Below are 13756 nucleotides of genomic sequence, written 5' to 3'. Positions count from 1 at the left end.
CGTGGGTTGAACGACCGTTCCACTATAGCCGCGCCCACGGTGGCGCGCTGCCGCTACGGCGACAAAATTTTACCCATACGTGCCACAATAGCGACACCTTGTAACAACAATATTCAGAATTCACATATCCTAAGTAATAACGATTCGTGGGCAAATGCGTTGCCCGCATATAACATCCCGACATTACATCACTACGAGATTGCTACCATGCCTACCCGCTCACCGCTGACCGTCCTTGCTCCCCTGCCGCGCGCCCTGTTGTTGGGCGGTTTGATGATGGCAAGCGTCCCCGCGTGGGCGCAGCAAAGCGTGTCGGATGGCGAGCTGCAATCCATCGTGGTGACCGGCACCTATGCCAAAAACCGCCGCACCGTGGATTCCGAATCGCCGGTGGACATCATTGGCGCGCGCGAACTGCAAGCCAGCGGTTCGACCGAGCTCGCGACCGTGCTGGGCCGCGTGCTGCCGTCGCTGAACTTCCCGCGCCCCTCCGGCGCCGATGCCAGCGATGCCGTACGCCCTGCGCAGCTGCGCGGCCTGTCGCCGGACCAGGTGCTGGTACTGGTCAATGGCAAGCGCCGCCATGCTTCGGCCGTGGTCAACGTCAACGGCACGCAGGGCCGCGGCTCGGCGCCGGTCGACCTGAATGCAATTCCACTGTCGGCCATCGACCACATCGAAGTGCTGCGCGATGGCGCAGCAGCGCAATACGGCTCGGACGCGATTGCCGGCGTCATCAACATCATCCTAAAAAAAGGCGCGGCGGGCGGCGATGCGGAAATCGGCTTTGGCGAATACCAGAAGCGCGACGGCAAGCAAGTGTCGGTGCGCGGCTCGACCGGCTTCAATCTCGGTGATGACGGCTGGGTGCGTATCGCCATCGACGCTGCCGACCGTGACCCGACCAACCGCGCTGGCGCCGATTTCCGCAATCCGGCCGACCCGCGCTACGGCAAGGTCAACCAGCGCTTCGGCGATCCGGACACCAAGCCGCGCGTGCTGTTCCTCAACGGCCAGTACCGCGTGAACGACAATATCGACTGGTACGCCTTCGCCAACTACGGCCAGCGCGACACGTCGGCCGCCGCCACCTGGCGCACCTTCGGCCGCTCAACGATCTATCCGGAAGGCTTCCTGCCACTCGAAAACAGCCGGTCCACCGACACCTCGCTGGTCACCGGCCTGCGCGGCGAAGCCTCTGGCTGGCGTTGGGACGTGAGTGCCAACTACGGCAGCAACGAATTCAAGCTGGACCTGGACAACACCGTCAATCTCGACCTGGCTGGCAGCAGCCCGACCCACTTCTACGCCGGCAAGCTGAAGAACACGCAGTCGCTGCTGAATGTGGATGTCGCCAAGGAATACGCGGTGGAAGCCTTCACCGGCCCGCTGACGGTGGCGCTGGGCGCCGAGTACCGTCACGAGAAATACGAGATTGGCGCGGGCGATCTGGCGTCCTACTCGGGCAGCGGTGCGCAGGGCTTCTCCGGCTTCCGTCCAATCAACGCCGGCACCAACAGCCGCCACAACCAGTCGATCTACGCCAACCTGGAAGCGGAAGTCACCAAGCAGTTCTCAGCCTCGGCCGCGCTGCGCCACGAGCGCTACAGCGACTTCGGCAGCACCACCTCGGCCAAGGGGTCGGCGCGCTACGCGTTCAACGATGCGGTATCGCTGCGTGGTACGGCTTCGTCCGGCTTCCGCGCACCATCGCTGGCGCAGCAGTTCTACACCATCACCACCACCAACTTCTCGGTCGTGAACGGCGTGAATACGCCGATTGAAACCGGCACCTTTGCGGTGGGCAGCGCGGCCGCCTCGGCACTGGGCGCGACGCCGCTGAAAGCAGAGAAAGCCCGCAACTACAGCCTTGGCCTGCAATTGCAGCCGACCCGCAACTGGACCACCACGATTGACGCCTACCGCATCAATATCGATGACCGTGTCGCGCTGTCGGCGAATATGACGCTGAGCCAGACGCTCAAGGATACGCTGGCCAAGCAAGGACTGCTGGTGGGCGCAGGCCGCTACTTCACCAACGCCATCGACACGCGCACCACCGGCGTCGATATCCTGAGTACCTATCGCTGGGAGAGCAGCAAGGTGGGCCGTTTCGACTTCACCGCCGCTTACAACCACAACAAGACGGCGCTGGAGCATGTGAACGCCAACCCGGCGATCCTGACCGCCAACGGCCTGACGCTGATCGACCGCCAGACCATCAACCGCATCACCGTCGGTTCGCCCAAGGACAAGTTCAGCCTGGCGACCGACTGGACCCAGAACATCTGGGGCGCGCGTGCTGTGGTGACGCGCTACGGCAGCTTCACGGTGCCGCAGAATAGCGTGGCGCTGGACCAGACTTACGATCCTCAATGGGTGCTGGACCTGTCGGGTAGCGTCAAGCTGGGCAAGAACTGGCGCCTGAGTGCCGGCATCGACAACGTGACCAACCGTTATCCGGACCAGGTCACGTCGGCGGGCAACCTCAACAACAACGGCATCAATCCGTACAGCGGCTTTGCGCCGAACGGTTTCAACGGCCGCTACTACTACGCCAAGGCAGCTTATAGCTGGTAAGCGTACCCCGCACAGCGGTATGCAAGGGTCTGACCCCGTACGGGGTCAGACCCTGACGTGCCGGGCTTAAGGCTGGCGCTTACGCAGCCGTCAGCTGGCGCAGTGTTCTTGCTGGCGGCGGGTTGCCCGCCAGCTTGAATACACTCACCGCCTGTGCCAGCAAGTCCGCCTGGTCGCGCATGCTTTGCGCCGCGGCGGCCGCTTCTTCCACCAGCGCCGCGTTCTGCTGGGTCACGTCGTCAATCGACACAATCGCCTGATTGACCTGCTCAATGCCGGTGCTCTGCTCGCTGCTGGCCGCGCTGATCTGGTTCATGATTTCCGCGACCTGCTGCACCGATTGCACGATGCTCTGCATCGTTGTCCCGGCCTGATCGACCAATGCTGCGCCGGTATTCACTGTCTCCACGGAACGCCCGATCAGCTCCTTGATTTCCTTGGCGGCCGAGGCCGAACGCTGCGCCAGCGTCCGCACCTCCGACGCCACCACGGCAAAGCCCCGCCCCTGCTCGCCCGCACGCGCTGCTTCCACCGCCGCATTGAGCGCCAGGATATTGGTCTGGAACGCAATGCTGTCAATCACGCTGATGATATCGACAATCTTGTTGGAGCTTTCCTTGATCGCGCCCATGGTGCTGACCACTTCGCCCACCACTTGCCCGCCTTTGGTAGCGTAGTCGCTGGCGGCCACCACCAGCTTGGTTGCCTGCCGCGCATTCTCTGCGTTCTGCGACACGGTGGAAGTCAGTTCCTCCATCGACGACGCCGTCTCTTCCAGGCTGGACGCCTGCTGCTCGGTACGCGACGACAAGTCCAGATTGCCGGTAGCGATCTGGTTCGACGCCGTGGCGATCGTGTCCGTCCCCGAGCGCACCTGGCCCACCGTGCGCGCCAGGCTGTCATTCATGTCGATGAGCGCGCGCAGCAGCTGGCCGGTTTCATCCGTGGTGTTGCACTCCACGCGCATGGTGAGGTCGCCGCCCGCCACCGCCTGCGCCATATCGACCGCCCGGTTCAGCGGCTGCGTGATGCTGCGCGTGATCCAGTACAGCACCCACGCGGCCAGCGCCGCTGCCGCCACGGTCAGCAAGACCATCGTCATGCGCGAGTTGGAATAAGCCTGCTCGGCAACGCTACTCGTTTCCTCGATGGCCGCAGTCTGGAACTTGACCATGTCGGTCAAGGCATTCAGGTACGCGGTCTGCTCCTTGCGCACAGTGGTCAGCAGATATTTTACGGATTCGTCGCGCTTGCTTTCGTCGGGCGACATTTTGATGAAGGCGTTTTGCACGACCAGATATTTTTCGCGCGCCTCCAGCACGGCTTGCAGCTTGGCCTTGCTTTGCGGGTCGTTATCGTCGGCGATCAGCTTGCCCAGCTTGTCGAGCCGTTCGGCGTTTTCCACCTTGCGTTTGTCCACGCGCTCCAGCTCCGCCTTGACCACCGCCGGATCGGTGGACAGCATGGCGTTGCGCATCGCACGGGCAATGTCGTTGAGCCCGCCTATCGTTTCGTAAGCGAGGATGACCTTGGGTACTTTATCGGTGGCGAGATCCTTGGTGTTGTTATTCAACTTGCCAAGATTGCCTATTCCGACAACAGAAATGCCGACCATGAAGATGATGGCAACGCCCAGACCGGCCGCCAGGCGGTAGCCGATTTTCCAATTACCGATACCCATTTCAGTGCTCCCGGAGTTGGATGCAGGGAATCAGTATAGGGTCATTCCATTACGGAAATTTGGGAAAATTTGAGAACTGTTCTGCCGCCGCCACACTCAGGTGGCGGCGGCAGGCAATTACGAGAGTTCCCCGCCGTTGAGGGCGGCGTCGATGTCGGCGCGGCTCAGGTCCGGCGCAAATTGCTGGATGAAGTGGTAGGCGTAGGCACGCAGATAAGCGCCTTTGCGCACGGCCAGGCGCGTGGTGTTCTGCGCGAACAGATGCGACGCTTCCACCGCGCGCATGCCCTTGTCGCGGCCATGGTCAAACGCCATCGAGGCGACAATGCCCACGCCCAGGCCCAGCGAGACATACTGCTTGATGACGTCCGAATCCATCGCGGTCAGCACGATGTCCGGCTTGACGCCGGCCTGTTCGAACGCCGCGTCAATGTGGCCGCGCCCCGTAAAGCCGACGTCATAGGTAATCAGCGGGAACTCGGCCAGGTCTTCCAGCTTGATCGGCGACCGGCTCAGCAGCGGATGGCCGTCCGGCACCACAATCAGATGGCTCCAGCGGTAGCAAGGGAAAGACACCAGGTCCGGGAACTGCGACAGGCCTTCGGTGGCGATGCCGATGTCAGTCTTGCCCGACAAGATCCATTCAGCGATATGTTCCGGCGCGCTCTGCTGCAAGGCGATACGCACATCGGGATACGCGCTGCGGAAGCTCTGCACCACTTTCGGCAGCGCATAGCGCGCCTGCGTGTGCGTGGCAGCCACGCTCAGCGTACCGCTTTGCTGGCCCGTGTATTCCAGGCTGGCCTGCTGCAGGTTCTCGGCCTCGATCAGCAGGCGGTCGATGATCTTCAGGATGCCTTTGCCTGGCTCGGTCATGCCGGTCAGGCGCTTGCCATTACGTTCGAAAATCACGACACCCAGTTCGTCTTCCAGTTCGCGGATCTGGCGCGACACGCCAGGCTGCGAAGTGAACAGGGCATTCGCCACTTCCGTCAGGTTGTAGCCACGGCGGGCGGCTTCGCGGATGGACCGCAGCTGTTGAAAATTCATTGAGAGGCTCCTCCATCCACGAACACGCGCAGACGTTTTGGTCGCACTACCAGCGTCTCGCCTTCCTTGAGGCCGAGCGTGCTGAAGCGCTCATTAGGGATAACTGCTTCGATCAGTTCGGCGTTGTCGCCGCGTTCCAGGTCCAGCTGGGCCAGCGGACCGATCGCATGCGCGCGGCGCAGCTTGACCACGATGCCCTCCGCGCCCGGCGTGTAGCGGTCTACCTCCAGCTCGTGCGGACGCACATAGGCGATGCCCTTGCCTGCCGCGCCCGGTTCGCCTGGCACGGTGAAGCTGGCGTCGCCGCTGGCCAGCACGCCATCCTGCACGCGACCATGGAACATATTGACGTTGCCCAGGAAGCCGTAGACAAACGGCGAGGCCGGGTGGTTGTAGACCTCGTCCGGTGCGCCGATCTGCTCGACATTGCCTTTGTTCATGAGCACCACCTGGTCGGCCACTTCCAGCGCTTCTTCCTGGTCGTGGGTGACAAAGATGGAGGTCACGTGCAGCTCGTCGTGCAGGCGGCGCAGCCAGCGGCGCAGTTCCTTGCGCACCTTGGCGTCCAGCGCGCCGAACGGTTCGTCCAGCAGCAGCACGCGCGGTTCCACCGCCAGTGCACGCGCCAGTGCAATCCGCTGACGCTGGCCGCCCGACAGCTGCGGCGGATAGCGGTCCGCCAGCCAGTCCAGCTGCACCAGCTCCAGCAGCTCTTTCACTTTGCGGCGGATCTGGTCTTCCGATGGGCGCTCGCCGCGCGGTTTCACGCGCAGGCCGAACGCGACGTTTTCAAACACGGTCATGTGCTTGAACAGCGCATAGTGCTGGAACACGAAGCCGACCTGGCGCTCGCGCACATGGCGTCGGGACGCATCCTCGCCATCCAGCAGCACCTGGCCCGAATCTGGATGCTCGAGGCCCGCGATACAGCGCAGCAGCGTGGTCTTGCCGCAGCCGGACGGGCCGAGCAACGCGGTCAGCTCGCCTTGCGGGAAGTCCAGCGACACGTTATTGAGGGCGACGAAATCGCCGAAACGTTTGTTGATGTTTTTAACTGCAATCGTCATGGTATTACTCCGAAGTGCGCACGTCGTCGGCGATGGATTCGTTCAGGCGCCAGGCGATAAAGGATTTCACAACCAGCGTCACCAGGGCCAGCAGCGCCAGCAGGGACGCCACGGCAAAGGCGGCGGCAAAGTTGTATTCGTTGTACAGAATCTCTACTTGCAGCGGCATGGTGTTGGTCTCGCCACGGATGTGGCCGGACACCACCGACACCGCGCCAAACTCGCCCATGGCGCGGGCGTTACACAGGATCACGCCGTACAGCAGGCCCCATTTGATGTTGGGCAGCGTGACGCGGCGGAAGGTGTCCCAGCCCGACGCGCCCAGCACAATGGCGGCCTCTTCTTCTTCGCTGCCCTGCGCCTGCATCAGCGGGATCAGCTCGCGCGCCACAAACGGGAACGTGACGAAGATGGTGGCCAGCACGATGCCCGGTACCGCAAACAGAATCTTGATGTCATGCTCCTGCAGCCACGGACCGAACCAGCCTTGCGCGCCAAACAGCAGCACATAGATCAGGCCCGAGATCACCGGCGACACCGAGAACGGCAGGTCGATCAGGGTCAGGAGGATGCTCTTGCCACGGAATTCAAACTTGGCAATAGCCCACGAGGCCGCCACGCCAAACACCAGGTTGAGCGGCACGGCAATCGCTGCGGTAATCAGCGTCAGCTTGATGGCCGAGATGGCATCGTCTTCAATGATGGCGGTGACGTAGGCTTCCCAGCCTTTTTTCAGCGCTTCGAAAAATACCGCCACCAGCGGCACAAACAAGAAGAGCGTCAGGAACAGCAGGGCAATGGTAATCAGGATGCCGCGCACCCAGCGTGGTTCCAGAATCTCCGGCGCCGACGGCAGCTCGCCGCGCCGCACGGGTGTAGTTGGTGCTCCACTCATTTTATTTCCCCGACTTTCCGCGAGCCCAGGCTTGCAACAGATTGATGGTCAACAGCAGCAGGAACGACACCACCAGCATCACCACCGCAATCGCGGTCGCGCCCGCGTAGTCGTACTGCTCCAGTTTGGTGATGATGAACAGCGGCGTAATCTCGGACACCATCGGCATATTGCCGGCAATGAAAATTACCGAACCGTATTCGCCGGTGGCGCGCGCAAAGGCCAGCGCAAAGCCGGTCATCAGCGACGGCAGGATGGTCGGGAACACCACGCGGCTAAAGGTCTGCCAGGCATTGGCGCCCAGGCTCGCGGCGGCCTCTTCCAGTTCGCGCTCGGCATCTTCCAGCACCGGTTGCACGGTACGCACCACGAACGGCAGGCCGATGAAGGTCAGTGCAATCACCACACCCAGCGGCGTGAACGCAACCTTGATGCCGGCCACGCCTTCGATATAGCGGCCCAGCCAGCCGTTGGCGGAATACAGCGCGGTCAGCGTGATGCCGGCCACAGCGGTCGGCAGCGCGAATGGCAGGTCCACCAGCGCATCCACAATCCGTTTGCCAGGGAACTCATAGCGCACCAGCACCCACGCTACGATGCCGCCAAAAATCACGTTGATGAAGGCGCCGATCAGCGAAGCGCCGAACGTCAGTTTATAGGAAGCAATCACGCGCGCCGAAGTGACCGTGTTCCAGAATGCCTCCCAGCTCATGGTGGCGCTCTTCAGGAAGATGGCCGACAGCGGGATCAGGACGATCAGCGTCAGGTAAAAAATTGTGAATCCCAGCGATAGCCGGAAACCCGGCATGACGCGGAACGGGGCGCCTCGCTTGGCCACGGGCGGCGTGGCGGCGGGCACTGCGAGAACTGCAGACATGGTTGCTCCCTTATTACAAAACCTTCTATAAGGGCTGCATATTCTCACCTATGCTTCATAATACAAACGAAGCAATAGTCATTTGATTAGATCATTCAGCTATATACGAGCTTGGCGGCCACGGCCACCAGGGTCACCGCCAGCAAGCCGCGCAGCAGCCCTTCCGGCACCGCACGCGCGGCATAGGAGCCTAGCGTAATGCCGGGCAAGGAACCGATCAGCAAGGTCAGCAGCAGCGTCCAGTTGATCGAGCCCAGCCACCAGTGACCGACAGCGGCAATCGCTGTCAGCGGTACGGCGTAGGCGATGTCGGTACCGGCCACTTCGGCGGCCGACAGGCGCGGATACAGCATTACCAGCAGCGTAGCGCCAATCGCGCCCGCGCCGATCGAGGAAATCGTCACCAGGATGCCGAGCACGGCGCCGCTCAAGATGGTGGCATTGCGCAAGGCAGCGCCCTGCAACTGACGCTCCGGATGGGCGGTAATCCAGGCCAGCATTGTGCGTTTAAACAACAGGGCAATGACGGTCAATAACACGGAGGTGGCGATCATGTAGCGGATGATCTGCCCCATTTCCTTGTTCAGTGTGCCAAAGTGTTTGAGGGCGACGGAGGCCAGCAGTGCTGCGGGCAGCGCGCCGATGCAGAGACGGCGCACGATGTCCCAGTGGACCGTGCCGCGCATTTTGTGGGTGAAGGTGCCGACACCCTTGGTCAGCGAGGCGAAAGCGAGATCGGTGCCGACAGCAACCGCCGGCGTTACGCCAAACAGCAAAGTTAGCAGCGGGGTCATCAGCGAACCGCCGCCAACGCCGGTCATGCCGACCAGCAGGCCAACTGCAAATCCCGATGCAACAAAGTGCACATCCATAGAATTTCCCCAAAGTAGGCCCGCAGGGTACCTACTTCGAGGATATATCCAAACAACGGAAAACTTATAAGCTTATTTGTTTGGCTGCGGGGTAACGCGCAGGTAAGGACGTGGTGCGCTAAAGCCTTTTGGATACTTCTGTTTCAATACTTCCGGATCTTGCACGGTCAGCGGGATGATGACGTCATCGCCGTCCTTCCAGTTGCCCGGGGTGGCAACCGTGTAGCCATCGGTCAGTTGCAGCGCATCGATCACGCGCAGCACTTCGTCAAAGTTACGGCCGGTGCTCATTGGGTAGGTGATGCTCAGGCGAACCTTCTTGTTCGGGTCGATCACAAACAGCGTACGCACAGTGGCGGTGGCCGATGCTTCCGGGTGAATCATGTCGTACAGCGTCGCGACTTTGCGGTCAGCATCTGCGATGATCGGGAAGCCAACCACGGTGTTCTGGGTCTCTTCGATATCCTTGATCCACGCAGTGTGCGACTCGGCCGGATCGACCGACAGCGCGATCGCTTTCACATTGCGCTTGTCGAATTCCGGTTTCAGCTTGGCGGTCAGGCCCAGTTCGGTGGTGCAGACTGGCGTGAAGTCTGCCGGGTGCGAGAACAGCACCACCCACGAATTGCCCGCCCATTCATGGAACTTCAGTTTGCCAATCGAGGAATCTTGTTCAAAGTCAGGCGCGGTATCGCCCAGGCGAATAGTCATAGTTATTTTCTCCAATGGGAAAGGGTCAAGCGGACAAGACACCATTGTGCGCTTGCTCTGCTAAAAAGTACAAGGTTTCCAGACCTTCAGGCCAATCGCCGAGGCCGGACTCCGCATTGATATGGCCCAGCGGTCCGCCATTGATGAAGCGGCTATCCCAGCGCCGTGCCCACTGCGCCGCGCGCGGCGCCGCCATCCACGGATCATTGGTACTGCCCACCATGATGGAAGGCACGGGCAGAGCCTGCTGCGGCAGCTGCGCTGCGACGTTGAATTTATCGGGATCGGCCGGCGCTACCAGCAGCACGCCCGCGACGCCAACCGGATCGCGCGCCAGACTGTGCACCGTCGCCAGTGCGCCAAAGCTGTGGCCGACGATCAGCGTGGGCCGCGTATCGCGCTGGCGCAGTGCATCGACACGTGCCGACCAGCGCGCCAGATCGGGCACTTCCCAATCATCCTGCTGCACCCGCTCGAACGCGGGGAACAGGCGCTGCCAGCGGCTTTGCCAGTGGTCCGGTCCGCTGTTATGCAGACCGGGCGCAATCAGCACGCGAAACTCGGCAAACACGCTGGCCATGATGGATTACTTGTTAGGCTGATAGATCTGGTCGAACAGGCCACCGTCAGCGAAGTGGGTCTTCTGCGCCTTGGTCCAGTCGCCCGCCACTTGTGCCAGCGTGAACAGTTTTACGTTCGGGAATTGCGCGGCGTATTTCTTCGACGCTTTTTCCGTGGCTGGACGGTAGTAATTCTTGGCGATGATGTCCTGCGCTTCATCGGTGTACAGGAAGTTCAGATAGGCTTCCGACACTTTACGGGTGCCGCGCTTGTCGACCACCTTGTCCACCACGGCCACTGGCGGTTCGGCCAGGATCGAGACCGACGGGGCGACGATGTCAAACTTGGTCGGACCCAGTTCCTTGATCGCCAGCAGCGCTTCATTTTCCCAGGCGATCAGCACGTCACCAATGCCACGCTCAACAAAGGTGGTGGTCGCGCCGCGGGCGCCGGAATCCAGCACTGGCACGTTTTTGTACAGCTTGCTCAGGAAGTCTTTTGCCGAGGCTTCGCTGCCGCCTGGCTGACGCAGCGCATAGCCGTAGGCGGCCAGGTGGTTCCAGCGGGCGCCGCCGGAAGTTTTAGGATTCGGGGTAATCACCGACACGCCTGGCTTCACCAGATCGTTCCAGTCCTTGATGCCTTTAGGATTGCCCTTGCGGACCAGGAATACGATGGTCGAGGTGTAGGGCGTGCTGTTGTGCGGCAGCTTCTTCTGCCAGTCCGGCGACAGCAGCTTGTGTTCGGCAATGGCGTCGATGTCATAAGCCAGCGCCAGCGAGACGACGTCCGCTTCCAGGCCATCGATGACTGCGCGGCCCTGCTTGCCCGAACCGCCGTGCGATTGTTTGATCTTGACGGTATCGCCCGTCTTGGCTTTCCACTCTTTGGCGAATGCCGTGTTGACGTCCTGGTACAGCTCGCGGGTTGGATCATAGGAGACGTTCAGCAGCGAAATCTCCGCAGCCAAAGCAGGTGCAACAGCGGAGACAGCGAGAACAGCAGCAGCAATGATTTTCTTGGACAGCATTGGATTCCCCTAGTAGTGAAGGTCTCCAGATTACTGCTGTCCCTTATAAATGAGAACTAAGATTTAATTGATTCTATATACAAGAAAATTATAAGAAGCGGTTGTACAGCACCACCACCCAGGTGGCGATCGCCAGCAAGCAGGTCAGCAACACGGCTGCGCTACCGAAATCCTTGGCGTTTTTGGACAAAGGGTGGCGTTCCAGCGACACCCGGTCCACCACCGCTTCAATCGAGGAATTAATGAGTTCCACGATCAGGATCAGCAGCAGCACGCCGATCAGCACCAGCTTTTCAAACGCTGAAATCCGCAGGACCAGCGCAATGATGGCGCCCACCACAAATACGCTGACCTCCTGGCGGAACGCGTGTTCATGCCGCCAGGCCGAACGGAAGCCGTCAAGCGAATACCAAAATGCCTGATAAATCCGTTTGAGGCCGCTCTTGCTTTTGAACTCGCTGACTGGATCCATGATGTAGAAAAAAATAAGAATGCCGCAATTATGCAGCATTTTCGTTTTTTTCCACATTATGGTATAAAGTTTGGTATCGATTACCGCATCGCACAAACCACATCATGAAAATCGAACCCGTTCCCGAGCAAAAGACCACCATCCAGGTGATCGAGCGCATGGTGGCGCTGCTCGATGCTTTGGCCAAGTATCCAGATCCTGTGAGCCTCAAGGAATTGTCCAAGGTTTCGGGGCTACACCCATCTACCGCCCATCGAATTTTGAATGACATGGTGGTCACCCGCTTTGTCGACCGCGTTGAACCGGGCACCTACCGGCTCGGCATGCGCCTGCTGGAATTGGGCAATGTGGTCAAGAGCCGCCTGTCCGTGCGCGAGGCCGCGCTGGACTTTATGCGTGCACTGCACAAAAAAACCCAGCAGACCATCAACCTGTCGGTACGCCAAGGCGACGAAATCGTCTACATCGACCGCGCGTTCTCGGAACGTTCGGGCATGCAGGTGGTGCGCGCGATTGGCGGAAGGGCGCCGCTGCACCTGACCTCTACCGGCAAGCTGTTCCTGTCGGCCGATGAGCCGAAAGCCATCCGCGCCTACGCCACCCGTACCGGCCTGGCGGGCCACAACAAGAATTCGATTACGGATCTGGGCAAGCTGGAGCGTGAACTCAGCCTGGTGAAGTCGCGCGGCTACTCGCGCGACAATGAGGAGCTGGAGCTGGGGGTGCGCTGCATGGCCGCCGGCATCTACGACGACAGCGGCAAGCTGATTGCCGGGCTGTCGATCTCGGCGCCGGCCGACCGTCTGCAGGAAGAATGGATGGAAGATCTGGTCATTACCGCACGCCAGATCTCCGCCACGCTGGGTTACATGCCTGCCGAGTAAGTTGGGCTGGTGCTGCCGCCCAGGCTGGCCGGGCGCAGCGCTTCCAGCCATTTGCGCATGCGGCCGGCATCGGCCGTACGCGATTGCTTGCCCTTGGAATCCAGGAACACCATGATCACCGAGCGGCCTTCAATCACCGCCTGCATCATCAGGCAGCGCCCGGCTTCGTTGATGAAGCCGGTTTTCTGCAAACCGATGGCCCAGTCCGGGCTGGCCACGAGATGGTTGGTGGTGCCAAACGCCATCGGACGGCCATTGCTGGTTTCCACGATGGCTTTCGGGTCGGTGGAGAACTGGCGCAGCATCGGCTGCTGATACGCCGCCATCGCCAGCTTGGCCAGATCGCGCGCGCTGGCCACATTCATTTTCGACAGGCCATTGGAATCGACATAGTGGGTGTCCGTCATGCCCAGCTCGCGGGCTTTGGCATTCATGGCGTCCACAAAGGCCGCGCGGCCACCCGGATAGTTGCGGCCCAGTGCCGAGGCCGCACGGTTTTCCGAGCTCATCAGCGCGATGTGCAGCATATTGGCGCGCGTCATCTGGGTGCCGACTTTCAGGCGCGAGCTGCTGAACTTCTCACGGTCCACGTCCTCATCGGTGACAGTGAGAATTTCGTCCATGTCCTGCCGGGCTTCCACCACGATCAGGCCGGTCATCATCTTGGTGATCGAAGCGATCGGCAAGGCGATGTTGGAATTCTTTTCAAACAGCACTTCCGAATTGGCCTGGTCCAGCACCAGCGCCACGTTGGATTTCAGGTCCAGCGGATCGTGGGTGCTGCTCAGGCCCGCCAGATCGCCCATGGTCGGCACCGGCGGCGCGGCAGCGATCACGCGCTGGTACACCACCTTGCGCTTGCCGTTGACCTTGATCACGCGCTTGACCACGCGGTCGCCGGCGTCAGCCGCAGCGATGCGTACCGCCTGGCGTTTCTTTTTCACATGCGTTTTTTTGGGCGCGGCGCCGCTGGCGTCCGTTGCCGGTGCAGCGATGGCAGCAGATGCAAACATCAGCGAGATGAGCGCGCTTAATGCGAGTTTAACCATTCGTATCCCCAAAAAAGAATTCAAGCA

At 61.0% G+C, this 13756-nt stretch carries 13 protein-coding genes; 2 read left to right on the top strand and 11 right to left on the bottom strand.

What is annotated here, in order from left to right; all coding sequences use genetic code 11:
* Positions 1-207 precede the first annotated feature (207 nt).
* Complete coding sequence (locus GTP58_RS19540) at positions 208-2580, top strand: TonB-dependent siderophore receptor (RefSeq protein WP_161078829.1); 2373 nt, start codon at positions 208-210, stop codon at positions 2578-2580.
* A 79-nt stretch (positions 2581-2659) separates the two neighbouring features.
* On the opposite strand, the gene GTP58_RS19535 is transcribed toward GTP58_RS19540, so the two are convergent.
* The 10 genes from GTP58_RS19535 to GTP58_RS19490 form a co-directional block, all read right to left on the bottom strand.
* The gene (locus GTP58_RS19535; RefSeq protein WP_161078828.1) at positions 2660-4261 is read right to left on the bottom strand and encodes a methyl-accepting chemotaxis protein; all 1602 of its coding nucleotides are present in this window, start codon (positions 4259-4261) and stop codon (positions 2660-2662) included.
* Positions 4262-4378: 117 nt separating this feature from the next.
* A complete protein-coding gene (locus GTP58_RS19530; RefSeq protein WP_072787616.1) occupies positions 4379-5311 on the bottom strand; it encodes a CysB family HTH-type transcriptional regulator in 933 nt (310 codons plus the stop codon).
* Positions 5308-6378 (bottom strand): sulfate/molybdate ABC transporter ATP-binding protein, encoded by a 1071-nt coding sequence (locus tag GTP58_RS19525; RefSeq protein ID WP_161078827.1) that lies wholly within the window; start codon positions 6376-6378, stop codon positions 5308-5310. The genes GTP58_RS19530 and GTP58_RS19525 overlap by 4 nt, the downstream gene beginning before the upstream one ends.
* Before the next feature lie 4 nt (positions 6379-6382).
* Entirely contained in the window at positions 6383-7273 is an 891-nt protein-coding gene (gene cysW / locus GTP58_RS19520; RefSeq protein ID WP_161078826.1) for a sulfate ABC transporter permease subunit CysW, read from the bottom strand.
* A gap of 1 nt (position 7274) precedes the next feature.
* Positions 7275-8150: a sulfate ABC transporter permease subunit CysT gene (gene cysT / locus GTP58_RS19515; protein ID WP_084560297.1), complete on the bottom strand. Its 876-nt coding sequence runs from the start codon at positions 8148-8150 to the stop codon at positions 7275-7277.
* Positions 8151-8245: 95 nt separating this feature from the next.
* Positions 8246-9022, bottom strand: a complete 777-nt coding sequence (locus tag GTP58_RS19510) for a sulfite exporter TauE/SafE family protein (RefSeq protein ID WP_072787622.1) — start codon at positions 9020-9022, stop codon at positions 8246-8248.
* 72 nt (positions 9023-9094) lie between these two features.
* On the bottom strand, positions 9095-9733 hold the full coding sequence (locus GTP58_RS19505; protein WP_072787624.1) for a peroxiredoxin: 639 nt from the start codon (positions 9731-9733) through the stop codon (positions 9095-9097).
* A gap of 25 nt (positions 9734-9758) precedes the next feature.
* Positions 9759-10313 carry an alpha/beta hydrolase gene (locus tag GTP58_RS19500; RefSeq protein WP_072787627.1) on the bottom strand — a complete coding sequence of 185 codons (555 nt, stop codon included), beginning with the start codon at positions 10311-10313 and terminating at the stop codon, positions 9759-9761.
* 6 nt (positions 10314-10319) lie between these two features.
* On the bottom strand, positions 10320-11324 hold the full coding sequence (locus GTP58_RS19495; protein ID WP_161078825.1) for a sulfate ABC transporter substrate-binding protein: 1005 nt from the start codon (positions 11322-11324) through the stop codon (positions 10320-10322).
* 88 nt (positions 11325-11412) lie between these two features.
* Entirely contained in the window at positions 11413-11796 is a 384-nt protein-coding gene (locus GTP58_RS19490) for a diacylglycerol kinase (RefSeq protein ID WP_161078932.1), read from the bottom strand.
* 104 nt (positions 11797-11900) lie between these two features.
* Between GTP58_RS19490 and GTP58_RS19485 the strand changes: the two genes are divergently transcribed.
* Positions 11901-12680, top strand: a complete 780-nt coding sequence (locus GTP58_RS19485; protein ID WP_072787630.1) for an IclR family transcriptional regulator — start codon at positions 11901-11903, stop codon at positions 12678-12680.
* On the opposite strand, the gene pbpG is transcribed toward GTP58_RS19485, so the two are convergent.
* Positions 12662-13729, bottom strand: coding sequence for a D-alanyl-D-alanine endopeptidase (gene pbpG, locus GTP58_RS19480; RefSeq protein ID WP_161078824.1), 1068 nt, complete (start codon positions 13727-13729; stop codon positions 12662-12664). The two genes, GTP58_RS19485 and pbpG, sit on opposite strands and share 19 nt — an antisense overlap.
* Between the last annotated feature and the right edge of the window lie 27 nt (positions 13730-13756).

Origin of the sequence: Duganella sp. CY15W (assembly GCF_009857555.1) — a bacterium.
GTDB lineage: Bacteria > Pseudomonadota > Gammaproteobacteria > Burkholderiales > Burkholderiaceae_D > Rugamonas > Rugamonas sacchari.
The sequence above is the reverse complement of the archived record's forward strand: the minus strand, read 5'-3'. Positions and strand labels throughout refer to the sequence as shown.